At 39.4% G+C, this 12071-nt stretch carries 12 protein-coding genes; 4 read left to right on the forward strand and 8 right to left on the reverse strand.

The features are described from left to right. Positions 1-66: 66 nt before the first annotated feature. Positions 67-354 (forward strand): hypothetical protein, encoded by a 288-nt coding sequence (locus tag Q0A08_RS18765; protein WP_438462994.1) that lies wholly within the window; start codon positions 67-69, stop codon positions 352-354. A gap of 70 nt (positions 355-424) precedes the next feature. Here the strand turns inward: Q0A08_RS18765 and Q0A08_RS18770 are convergent, their stop codons facing one another. The 3 genes from Q0A08_RS18770 to Q0A08_RS18780 all read right to left on the reverse strand — a co-directional run bounded on the left by Q0A08_RS18770 (position 425) and on the right by Q0A08_RS18780 (position 3075). Further along, positions 425-940, reverse strand: a complete 516-nt coding sequence (locus Q0A08_RS18770) for a DUF501 domain-containing protein (RefSeq protein WP_438462995.1) — start codon at positions 938-940, stop codon at positions 425-427. A 10-nt stretch (positions 941-950) separates the two neighbouring features. Further along, positions 951-1361: a PilZ domain-containing protein gene (locus Q0A08_RS18775; protein WP_438462996.1), complete on the reverse strand. Its 411-nt coding sequence runs from the start codon at positions 1359-1361 to the stop codon at positions 951-953. Between the two features lie 301 nt (positions 1362-1662). Then, positions 1663-3075: a PLP-dependent aminotransferase family protein gene (locus Q0A08_RS18780; protein WP_438462997.1), complete on the reverse strand. Its 1413-nt coding sequence runs from the start codon at positions 3073-3075 to the stop codon at positions 1663-1665. Positions 3076-3407: 332 nt separating this feature from the next. Between Q0A08_RS18780 and Q0A08_RS18785 the strand changes: the two genes are divergently transcribed. Further along, on the forward strand, positions 3408-5384 hold the full coding sequence (locus Q0A08_RS18785; RefSeq protein ID WP_438462998.1) for a HAMP domain-containing methyl-accepting chemotaxis protein: 1977 nt from the start codon (positions 3408-3410) through the stop codon (positions 5382-5384). A gap of 67 nt (positions 5385-5451) precedes the next feature. Next, positions 5452-5931, forward strand: coding sequence for a peroxiredoxin (locus tag Q0A08_RS18790; protein ID WP_438462999.1), 480 nt, complete (start codon positions 5452-5454; stop codon positions 5929-5931). Between the two features lie 123 nt (positions 5932-6054). Here the strand turns inward: Q0A08_RS18790 and glnK are convergent, their stop codons facing one another. From glnK to Q0A08_RS18815, 5 genes are all read right to left on the reverse strand, one after another. Continuing rightward, positions 6055-6393: a P-II family nitrogen regulator gene (gene glnK / locus Q0A08_RS18795; RefSeq protein ID WP_009832852.1), complete on the reverse strand. Its 339-nt coding sequence runs from the start codon at positions 6391-6393 to the stop codon at positions 6055-6057. A 200-nt stretch (positions 6394-6593) separates the two neighbouring features. Next, positions 6594-7700 carry a uroporphyrinogen decarboxylase gene (gene hemE / locus Q0A08_RS18800; RefSeq protein WP_438463000.1) on the reverse strand — a complete coding sequence of 369 codons (1107 nt, stop codon included), beginning with the start codon at positions 7698-7700 and terminating at the stop codon, positions 6594-6596. 213 nt (positions 7701-7913) lie between these two features. Beyond that, positions 7914-9215 carry a methyl-accepting chemotaxis protein gene (locus Q0A08_RS18805; RefSeq protein ID WP_438463001.1) on the reverse strand — a complete coding sequence of 434 codons (1302 nt, stop codon included), beginning with the start codon at positions 9213-9215 and terminating at the stop codon, positions 7914-7916. Between the two features lie 133 nt (positions 9216-9348). Next, entirely contained in the window at positions 9349-10143 is a 795-nt protein-coding gene (locus Q0A08_RS18810) for a DUF2927 domain-containing protein (protein ID WP_438463002.1), read from the reverse strand. Next, positions 10100-10630 (reverse strand): NUDIX hydrolase, encoded by a 531-nt coding sequence (locus tag Q0A08_RS18815; protein ID WP_438463003.1) that lies wholly within the window; start codon positions 10628-10630, stop codon positions 10100-10102. Before Q0A08_RS18815 ends, Q0A08_RS18810 begins: the two co-directional genes overlap by 44 nt. A 263-nt stretch (positions 10631-10893) precedes the next feature. On the opposite strand from Q0A08_RS18815, the gene astE reads away from it, so the two are divergent. Beyond that, on the forward strand, positions 10894-11901 hold the full coding sequence (gene astE, locus Q0A08_RS18820) for a succinylglutamate desuccinylase (protein WP_438463004.1): 1008 nt from the start codon (positions 10894-10896) through the stop codon (positions 11899-11901). Positions 11902-12071 lie beyond the last annotated feature (170 nt).

The raw sequence follows: 12071 nt of genomic DNA on the forward strand, positions 1-12071 counted from the left end.
ACGTTAGTTCATGGCGGCTCTTTCTCTAAAAGAGCCAAAGTTGCTTTTAATTGGTGAGAGATAAATATGGCGAACAAATTTGAGCCAGTTCAGGCAGATGATTTTATGAAATTCGGTGGCGAGCGCCCAAGTTATTTATTAATAGAAGACGAGCTCATGGCGATGGGCGGACTTGGGGTGACAGGGAATCAGTTTAAGAAAGAAGTACTTAAAGCAGCTGGATGGACTGGTGGCGCTTTAACAACATACGCACAAAGGCCTGCAATTGCTGCGGCTTCTTTTAATAAAATTAGAGAAATACTAGAAAAAGGTGTTGCTGACGGTGGCGCGTTAAAAGCGTCTTTAGAAGGCTAACTTATAATAACTAGCCTTTAGTAATATCTATTTAAAACCATCATTCTTTAATGATGGTTTTTTTGTGCCTTTATTTTTCTGCGTCTGCAATAGCTTTAATGCCATACTCAGCGTCAAGAATTCTGCCGATCGCATTATCACCAACAAGGTGATGAGCATATTGCATATGCAGACAACGTACCTGATCCCAGCTTTTTATTCCGCCAATACCTAAGTTTTCAAATAAAGGGGTGAAACCTTTTTCTTCGATAATCGCTTTGTGTTCTTCTGTCATTCCTTCCCAGCGTCTCGCTATATAATCGCGATGAGATTGGTGATGTGCTTCTTTTAGCTCAGGGTCATCTTGGATTCTTTGCTCTAACTCTTTTACGACACCTTGGCTTTCAATTTTAGCCAGTGCTTTATCTATGGCTTTGCTTGATAGCCAGAATAAAGTAGGAAAAGGCTGATTAAATACCCAACTTTGCATTTGCAAAGATTGAGGGATACCAGCAGGAGAGTAATGGGCTATCTTGGCTATACCATTAGGTGTACGGCCAATTTGATCCGTAATAATGGCAATGTCTTTTTCGCTTAGATGTGTCATAAGTTATTTATTAGGCTGTAAATGCGGGGAAGGATGCTGCAAATTTTTGAATCCATTCTGCTGCGGCATCATTAAAGTTTAATCTTCGTCCTTGTTGTTTTGCTTGTCGTCGATAATGCTCAATATGGGAGAGTTGCTCTACCATACGGACGCAATAACAATCATCTTTACAGGGGAACTCGATAGCAATACGGAACTCATCTGCTTCTTTATCACACCATACAATACGCCCGGTCACGCAAAAGTTAGGGTCAATTTCAGCGAGTTTTAATTGCACACACTGGCCTGGATTATAGGCTTGAGGCGTCAAGCAAATAATGCCGGCAAACCCATTCATTTCCAAACTATTTGCTTGGAAAGACTGGGTGTCCACTTCCTCTATATGAAGTGGTATGTCTTTAGGATGCGCTACAAATTCCATAAGGACGTGCCAAAAAGTTACTCAGATGTATAGGTTATCGACCGAAATACAAAAGTATTAAAAAAGAATGGGAATTGTACGCTTTTCACGCTATCTGTACAGAGTAAAATCAGCATAATATTCGCTTATGAAGCTATTCTTTCAAGATTCGATTCTGTTTTTTCGTTTAACTTAAATAGAAACAAATGAATCTTAATTTAATTCTTTGTACTTGGTCTTAAATTATTCTTGTTAGATTAAAAAGAAGCAGTATATATGCCATTTATAGGTGGTTCTTAATAAAAAATTAAAAACTGAAGATTTAGAGGCTTAACCGTTTTGCCATCTTCCCTAATAAACGCAATGCACCTTCAATACGGTTATCCCAGTTAATAGCGTAGTTTATTCTGAGATGATGATTGAAGCTGTGGCTCAAGCTGAAGGCAAGGCCTGGTATCGTGCCTATCCCTTGTTCCAGTGCTGCCTTGTGTAAACTTAAAGCGTCTATTTCTGGTGGTAAGCTTATCCAGAGTAAAAAACCGCCTTTAGGGTCTGAAGTATAGGTGCCTTCGGGGAAATATTTATTAATACTGTGTTGGCAACGGCGTAAATTTTCCTCATAGGTGTGCCTAGTTTTCCGTAAATGTCTATCATATGCCCCATTTTCCAGAAAATTAGCAATTGCTCTCTGGGTTAGGGTTGGAATAGCTAAAGACTCTACATAGGCATGTTGTTCTATTTGCTGCTGATATTTAGCGCCAATAATCCAACCTATTCGAAAACCAGGGGCAATGCTTTTAGAGAAAGAACTGCAATAAATAACTTCAGCCTGAGCATCCTCTGCTTTTAACGCTTTAGCTCTGGTTTCGCTGTAACTAAGCTCTCCGTAAACATCGTCTTCTATTAAGGTGACGTCTTGCTGCTGGCAAAGTTTGATTAAACGCGTTTTAGCTGATTGAGTCAGTGTGGCACCGGTAGGGTTTTGATTGCTTGGTGTTACTACGCAGGCTTTCACCTTCCACTGGGCTAGGACTTGTTCAAGTGCATCTAAATCTATGCCTGTTTGAGAGTCGCAAGGGATTTCAATCGCTTTAAGTTTTAGCTCATCAACTGCTTGGAGAAGACCATGATAAGTTGGCGTCTCGATAATAATGGTATCACCTGGCACTGTGATGGCTCTTAATGCCAGTATCATGGCGTTTTGACAGCCTAACGTGATGGTGATTTCATCTGGCTGAACATTGCAGCCTGCATCTAGCATGCGAATAGCTATTTGTCTTCTTAGGTTTAAAGACCCTGGCGTGAACTCATAAGCGGCACAAATCTCAGGTTCTAGTCTCATTAATCGCCCAACAGATTTTTGTAATTGTCTGATAGGTAAAAACTGGGTGTGTGGAATCGCTGCACCAAACTGAATGATATCGGGTCTTTGTGATGCATGAAGTAAAGAACGGATGAGCTCAGGAACAGATTCTTGTGCCTGACTTGGTTCAAATTGTGGGCTGGATTCTGGAGCCGGGAGATTGTCTTGTACAAAGTAACCTTTTTGTGGTCTTGCTTTCACCACACCTCTGTCTTCTAACAAACTATAAGCTTGTAAAACCGTTGCTACACTCACGCTCATTTGTTTACTAGACTTACGTACAGAAGGAATTTTAGTGCCAGGTAAAAACACCCCTTCTTGTATTTGTAGTTCTACTTGATCAGCAATTTTCTCGTAGAGAGGTTGTTCCATAATAAGTCTAAAAAGAGCCGCAAGAATAAGGATGTCAAATTTAACAGAATGGAGACAGTAAGCAAAATAATTCGAATTAAAACTGACCAAGAGGTTAGTTTGTAATATTAAAAGTGTTAACCTAGTTTTGTAACAGTTTTTAATAAAAGTAGGGGGTTGAAAACGACCTTACTTTACATTTTGTAACCGTGTAAGGACTTTGTAAGATAATTGGTTGATTAATTTCACCTTATTTGTGATAAGTCATGTATAAAAATATAGTGTTAGCCTTTATCTAAGCCATAAAAGCGTGATGCACATCAAATGTTTTGTAAAAAAATTGGGGTGAGATAATGTCTTTATCTGTGATACAGAGAATTCTTTTAGGTTTTGCCATTTTGTTGGTGCTGCTCATTGTTGTGGCTGCAACAGGGTTCACAGGCATAAAGAAAGTTGAGCAAGGGCTAAATACTGTCACTGGTGAAGTGGCGAGTGTTGTGGCGTCAAGTAATAAAATTAACGAAACCTTGTTAACGTCAAATGCCACTTTATTACAGCACCTTATTACTTATCCTGATGATGAATTAACTAATTTAGAGACGGCTCTTGAGCAACAAGAGGCGGACTTTTTGAGTTTATCGAGTTCCCTAGAAGGCTTGATTCAAAACTATCCTGTGATGACCGAATCTTTGATTGAAATTAAACGTGAAACAGGCGTTTTTTATCAGATATCAAAACAGGCAACCGTCAACCACAGACAAGAGATTGCTAATCGTGATCAAGTGTTTGAACAAAAGTTTGATTTAAAAGATTCTATTTTATTTGCGGTCGAAGATTTAGCCATTTTAGAAGAGTCAGGTTATAAAACCGATGTTAAATTTGCTGCATCTTATATTTTGGGGCAAATAGAAAGCATTCAATACACTGTGAATGACTATTTTGACCAAACTGAACTTGGCACATTAGATGACCTGATTAAATCAATGAATTCGAATTTGCAGGGGGCTAAAGACAAGTTAGCTAATCTTGAAGACGAAAATATTGATATTTTGATTCAAGAAATTGAAGAGCATGTTTTATCTGAGCAAGGCGTGATTAAGGCTTATTACAATTACCTAGTGTTCCAAGAAAAAGGCATTACTTTAGCGAATCAGCTATCTAGCACCATGAATTCAATTAATGCTTCAACGGCGGCGTTATTAAACGAAGCTTCTCAAGTACGTCAAAGCGCTTTGACCGAAGCTAAGTCTGCCGTTAATTTATCCGTTAGTAGTGCTGTGATAGTGATTATTGTCTCTGCAATTATTGCGATTCTAGTCGCAACTTGGGTGAGTCGTAGTATTAGGAAACCTTTATCTATTGTTATGGACGTTTTAGGTAAAATTGCTGAAGGTGACTTTACTTTACGTGCTGAAATTAAATCGAAAGATGAATTTGGTGAGCTGTCTCGATGGGTTAATGATCTTGCGAGTAAGCTTGAGTCTGTTATTCGTGAAATTCGTCAAGCGTCAGTACAGGTTGCAGGTTCCGCGCAATCTGGCGTAGTGACCGCAGAGCAATCTAAAGAGTTAATGAGCTCTCAAAACGATATGACCACATCTGTTGCGTCGGCTATGACAGAAATGGCGGCAACCGTGCATCAGGTTGCTAATAGTGCAGAAACCACATTAGAGCAGGTGCAGACAGTCGACATTAAAGCCTCTGAAAACCGTTCGCAAATGGATGTGAATATCGAAACGATTCAAACCTTGGCAAATGAAATTGAAGGTTCCTCCAAGGTAGTGAATGAGTTAAATGTCTACTCTCAGGATATTGGTAAGATTTTAGAAGTTATTCAAGATATTGCTGAACAAACTAATTTATTGGCGCTAAATGCAGCCATCGAAGCGGCAAGGGCGGGCGAGCAAGGCCGTGGTTTTGCTGTAGTCGCGGATGAAGTAAGAACCTTAGCGACAAGAACCCATAGTTCAACAGAAGAGATTCAGAAAGTAATTAGCCGCTTACAACAAGGGGTGAAAGAGACAGTTTCTAGTATGACTCAGAGCCAGAACAGTGCTCAACAGAGTGTTGATAAAGCGAAAGAAGTTGGGCAATCATTGCAGGAAATGCAGGAATTTGTGACGGGTATTCGAGATCTGAGCACACAAATTGCTACCGCAGCAGAGCAACAGTCTGCCGTAGCGCAAGAGATTAGTGTTAGCGTGCATGATATTGCCAAAATGTCTGATGAAGCCTCTACTGCAGCGGATTCAACCGCTCAGAATAGTGAAGGCTTATCAAAGCTTGCAGAGCAACAAAATACTTTATTGAGCCAATTCAAAGTATCTTAACAAGGAGTTACTTGTTATGTTTGCTGATAATTAGAACGTTATATTTCAATAAAGGAGTTTAAATTAAGTGTCTATTCAAGTCGGTGATACGCTACCAGCTGCTCAGTTTCAAGTAATGGGTGACGATGGCCCTAAAACAATTGAGGTGGCAGAATTCTTTAGTAATAAAAAGGTGGTGATGTTTGCTCTTCCTGGAGCCTTTACGCCAACCTGTAGTGCTAGTCATGTGCCAGGCTTTGTTGTGAACTTTGATGCGCTAAAAGAAAAAGGCGTCGATGAGGTTGTTTGTCTTTCGGTGAATGATGTTTTTGTTATGCATGCTTGGGGAGAAGCTCAAAATGCTGAGCACCTAGTTATGGCTGCGGATGGCATGGCAGAGTTTACCCTTTCAATGGGCCTTGAGTTGGATCTATCATCTGCTAAATTTGGTATGCGCAGTAGTCGTTATGCCATGTTAGTAGATAATGGTGTTGTGACTCAGCTTTGGCGTGAAGAATCTGGTGAGTTTAAAGTGAGCTCAGCAGAATATGTATTGAGTCAGCTATAATGTATTAACTGATCAGAGGGGGCGGTTTTAAACGCTTTTTCTAATCAAATAAAAAACCTCAAGCTTGCAAAAGTTTGAGGTTTTTTTATATTCAGTAAACGCTTAAATTAATCGGCTGTAAGATTAAATCGCGTCTTCGCCTGTTTCACCGGTACGGATACGAATGATTTGCTCAAGTGAGGTAACAAATATTTTGCCATCACCGATTTTTCCTGTGTTGGCACTTTGTTGAATTACTTCGATAGCGCGATCAGTTTGATCATCTTCTACTGCGAGCTCAAGTTTCACTTTAGGTAGAAAATCAACTACATATTCGGCACCACGATAAAGTTCAGTATGTCCACGCTGGCGCCCAAACCCTTTTACCTCTGTCACTGTAATGCCATTGATACCAATTTCAGACAGTGCTTCGCGCACCTCATCTAGCTTAAATGGTTTAACAATCGCGGTAACGAGTTTCATAAATGTTCTCCATAGGCCAAAAATAAATCAATTAGATAAAAATAACATTCTCTACTCTTTCCGGCTAGTTAGCTCGGTCAAGTAACGATAAATAAAGACGGATAATCTATAGATGTGAGTAGAAATGGGCTTTTTGAGAGGAATGCACTGGACTGAAGACGTTATCTTAGTCCAGTGCTTATCAAGGCGTTAGTGACGCACTATGACTTTAGATCGTTCAGTTGATCTAGTTGCTCAGATTGGGTTTGGTGATATTTGGCACCTAATTCATGCACTGCATCGATTAGATACTTTGGTTGCTCAGGATCGACAAACTGATGAATACCGTGTCCTAAGTTAAATACATGTCCCGTACCATGACCAAATCCTGCTAAGACTTCTCCAACTTGATCGCGAATAACCTCTTTATCAGCATAAAGTACGCAAGGGTCAATATTTCCTTGTAACGCAACTTTATCACCAACACGTGCTCTTGCCTCGGCCATATCCGTGGTCCAATCAAGACCAAGTGCATCAGTGCCACTTGCTGCCATGTTTTCTAACCATTGGCCGCCATTTTTTGTGAACATGATAACAGGAATTTTCTTGCCTTCATGTTCACGAATCAGACCATCAATGATTTGTTTCATGTACATCAAGGAGAACTCTTGGTATTTAGGGCCACTTAACACGCCACCCCAAGTATCAAAAATTTGTACCGCTTGAGCACCCGCTTTAATTTGACCGTTTAAGTAGTCAGTAACAGAGATTGCAAGCTTGCGTAGTAATTCATGCAATATTTCAGGTGACTTATACATCATGCCTTTAATATGGCGGAAGTCCTTACTGGAACCACCTTCAACCATATAAGTAGCAAGTGTCCATGGGCTACCAGAAAAGCCAATTAATGGAACGCGTCCGCCTAGTGCGTTACGAATGGTTGTAACCGCTTTCATGACATAATCTAGATCATTGACGCTGGCAATAGGCAACGCTTCTACGTCTGCTTCGGTGCGAACAACTTTCTTGAATTTAGGGCCTTCACCCGTTTCAAAGTAAAGTCCTTGGCCCATCGCATCTGGAATCGTTAAGATGTCAGAAAATAAAATTGCGGCATCAAGTTCATATCTTTCCAGAGGCTGTAGGGTAACTTCACAAGCAAATTCGTCATTCTTACAGAGACTCAAAAAATCACCCGCATGAGCACGACTTGCACGATATTCAGGAAGATAGCGTCCAGCTTGGCGCATCATCCATACCGGTGTGGTATCGACAGGCTGCTTTAAAAGGGCGCGAATAAAACGATCATTTTTGAGTTCAGGGAACATTCAGTGACTCCGATGTAAAAATTTTAAGCATTTTACCTAACTTGACGAGAAAAGCGGAATCTATAAATCATTTTTATGGCTTTAAATTGAAAAAGGACTGTGTTGAGTCAGTATTTTGTCGGTAAAAGAGGAGGGGATAGAGTATTGAGTGACAGAAATCACCCAATAAAGTTATTTGAACTGGCCTCTATTATCCCTTTCACAGAGATGATGTTATTTCTCTGTTAGCTCAGCGACTGTATTTGATATGTTTTCTGCGCCTTGCTTTATTTGATCTATGATCACAAAAGCGTTGTTAATTAGTTCGTTACTCTCAACGGCTTGTTCACGAACTTTTTCCATACTTATTTTAGTGTCACGGGTTAATAGGGTATTTTGTTTTACCATTTCTTCTATTTCTATGGTTGAGCTACTTGTTCTTGATGCAAGTTGTCTTACTTCATCTGCAACCACTGCAAAACCTCTACCATGCTCTCCTGCTCGCGCTGCTTCTATAGCGGCATTAAGTGCTAATAGGTTAGTTTGTCCTGCAATACTTCCTATGGTGTTTACGATTTTAGAGATTTCATCGGACTGTATGTTGAGTTTTTCAATTAGGTTGGATGCTTTATCCATTTCACTTGAGATATCAGAGGAAATATCGACAGATTGCTGCAGTACCTGAGCCCCTTTTTCTGACACATTTGTTGTTTCAATCGAGGTTTCATATGCCATTTTAGAGACCTTTTGGCTAGAATCTCGTTTGTTTATTTGCTCTGTTATATCAGAAGCAAATTTAATGACTTTATAAACTTTTCCATACTCATCATAGACAGGATTGTAGGTAGCTTCTAACCAGATACTTTCTCCTCGACTATTCTTTCGTTCAAATTGCCCCGACTTAAATTGCCCTTGTTGAAGCTCTTGCCAGAATGACGGGTTTTCTTGGTAGAAGCTATCAAAGCAAAACATCTTATGATGCTGACCTTGGATTTCATTAGCTTGATAGCCTATGCAGGTTAAAAAGTTTTCGTTGGCGTTTAATATGTCTCCATTGGGGGAAAACTCAATCACAGCCATAGATAGGTTTAGTGCATTTAAAATGGCTGATTGGCAATCTAAGCGCTCTTTGGCTTGTGTAATGTCACTCGCTAGCTTAACGACTTTGATTACTTCTCCGCTTTCAATAACAGGTAGGTAAGTTGCTTCAAGCCAGAGTATCTCTTGATCTTTATTGACTCGTTTAAAAACGCCTTTATGGCTTGCTCCTCTGCTTAATTCATGCCAAAAGTTCGAATACTCTTTGCTAGTTGAATAACTTTGTTCACAGAAAATCTTATGATGCTGACCAATTATCTCATCTCTTTGATACTTGGATGCATTAAGGAAGTGCTCGTTAGCTTCTAGAATGATGCCTTGAGGAGAGAACTCAATAACCGCTATGTTTTGCTTTATTGCGGTTAAGTAACTTTGGCTTTCTTGGGCTAGTTCTGCTGCTTTTTGCTGAGTGTCTTGATGTTTGTTGCGATTAAACATATTAGGCCTCGGGAAACTAAACAATCATTCTGTTATAAGCCTAAATCTAATTTTGTGTTTAACCGTTAGCTTCTTGTGTTGATAACGTATTTTTTTGTAGAAAAACTGAGCCGTTTTTAATATGCCCAGTTTTTTAATCCCCTAAATAGCGTTTCAAGCTGTGTTGATTGACCCTGTAAGTGGCTTCAGCAATTTCGTTATTTTGATTAAGTTCAGCTAAAGCGCTGTCTAATGCTTGAGTTACTTGTTGCTGTGACATGCCCGCTTTCAACCTAGGAGAATAAAGTATCTTGAGTAAAATATAATCTAGAGGGCTGAGGTAAGAGTCGATGCTGTTGTCATTGAAAATAGAAGGGTAAACCTTATCAGAATCATTCGGCAGGCCAAGTAGCTGAGTGATTTCTTCAATAATACAGTCTAAAAAACGAGAGTTTTCTCGAGCAAAATCGACGGGAATAATGATGACTCCTTTAAAAATCTCGCCTCGTTTGTTGTTTTTAAAGGTGCCAATGCAAATTGCTTCTTTGAGTGCGACCTCATAGTGTTTAGGGTTACCAATATATTGAGCAACCTTGTCTCTCATTTGCTTATGTTGGGTAAAAATGATGGTGATGTTGGCTTGGCTTTGAGGAACATCCAATAAAATTGGATGTTTAGTAATGCTTGCTAAGTGCTTAATATGTGCCGATAAAAGGTCATTTTGTAGGTAAGCATCACCTGTGTCACTGGTAACATGCACCTTGATTGGGTTCTTCCAGCGAACCAAGCGGCTCTCTTTGCTTTTCTCGTACTCTCTGCCTAAGGCTATATCGATAAAGCTAGCTTTAATGTATTCGGTATCTTGCCATCGTGTTTGTCCATAAGATACCTGACTGAAGCCAAGGCTAATCAGGGTCAGAAGGCTGTATGCTAAGACGATTTTCAACATAATGATGTAACGCATCTAAGGTGTCTGGAGTGAATTTTAAGCATTTTTTGTTAATTAAGATATCTTCAATGCTTATCTCTTTTATAGCAGCAACTTCATCTGCTTGCATTATGATCTTACCGTCTTGGTTTGGATCATAGGTGCAGCTAAATACTTTTCCCCAAATTCGATAGCTTTCTCCTTCTGTAAAGAATAGCCCATGATTGGTAAGTGTTAAATCTAAGCCAAGCTCCTCTTGAAGTTCTCTTTGGGCTGATAGGTGGTAGCTCTCTCCATGGGCAACGACGCCTCCGGTCGCTATGCCGTAATAGCCGGGGCAAAAATGTTTGTTTAAAGTACGCTTTTGTACGATGAGTTCTTTCTTTTTATTGAATACTAAAATGTAAGTTGCTCTGTGGTAATCAATACCAAAACGCATTTCTTTTCTTGCTACGCTGCCAATTAAATTATTGTCTTTATCAATTAAACTGATGATTTCGTCGCTCATAAAAAGGCTCTTTTGTGTTTGGCATCATGGTATTTTTATGGCGAAATTATAAGGATAAAATGCCTGTAAAAGTAGTATTTTAGCAAGTTAGACTTTTGTATGAATTATTAATATAAAGTTTCCAAATTGCGACAACAAATTTCGTGTAAGCTTGGCAAATGATGGCTTTTGCTTTTTCGGCTTGAAGTCTAGATTTACTACCATATCTTGTTAACAATAACTCACTAACTAGATAGTAAACCCCCGTTCCAGAGGATGAATTCTTGATTAAGCAACATGACCTATTAGCCTTTAGTTTAGCCAACCCTACACATGCAGAAAAAAAAGTTGAAGATTATGAATTTGCCGAAGTTTCCTTATTGGAAACTGGCATCGTCACTATCGAACCAAAGCAAAAGGCGCAGATTAGCTTAGTATTAAGTGCAGGCATTCATGGCAATGAAACCGCACCGATGGAAATGGCTAATGATATTTTAAAAGATATTTTAGATGAAAAGCTTGCTTGCTCAGTACGTTTACTGGTTATTTTCGGAAACTTGCCTGCTGCAAATATTGGAAAAAGGTTTACTCAAGTAAATATGAACCGCCTCTTTTCTGGCGCTTGGCAAAAAGAAGAAGGCTTTGAAGCTCAAAGAGCGGGTTTGATTGAGAAAACAATTGCAGACTTTTTTAATGAAGGACCAGATAGTGCTCAAAGAATTCATTATGACCTTCATACCGCGATAAGGGGATCAAAATACCCTAAATTTGTGGTTTATCCTTATTTACATGAGCGTCCTTACAGTGCTGAGCAGATTGGCTTTTTAGAAGCCTCTGGTATTGAGGCTGTTTTATTGTCTCACCAAAGTACGACAACTTTGTCTTACTTCTCATCTGAGCAGCATAATGCCAGTGCTTTTACTGTTGAATTGGGTCAGGTGGCGCCTTTCGGTGAAAATGATCACTCAAAATTAACAGCTATCAGACACACTCTAAGAACCTTGATTAAGGATGAAAAGTTGATAGGAAGTCATGATGGAAATATGAAAATCTTCCAAGTCATAGATGGTTTGAATAAGGATGCCGATGATTATCAGCTTAATATAGATGCAGATTTTGAAAACTTTACGTCATTTGATGCTGGTTTCAAGTTAACCCAGTCTCAACTTTCTGAGTATTTGGTTAAGCAAGATGGGGATGCCTTGGTATTTCCAAACGCTAAAATACCTGTTGGCCAAAGAGCGGGACTTATGGTGCGTGAGGTGGCGTTATCATCTCTTGAACTTAATTAAAGTTACATTATTTGTTTGATCGTCTTCCCCCTAGAAGTTATATAACTAGGGGGGATTCCTACTTACACCCCTTCCTTCAAAAGTACTTTTAGCTCTCTTTCTTCAATTGTGTTCACTTATATATCAATGTTAATATGCCTGTTATGTTATAACGTTTTTTGAGAGTTTAA

It is taken from the genome of Marinomonas sp. PE14-40, from assembly GCF_051623805.1.
Lineage (GTDB): Bacteria > Pseudomonadota > Gammaproteobacteria > Pseudomonadales > Marinomonadaceae > Marinomonas.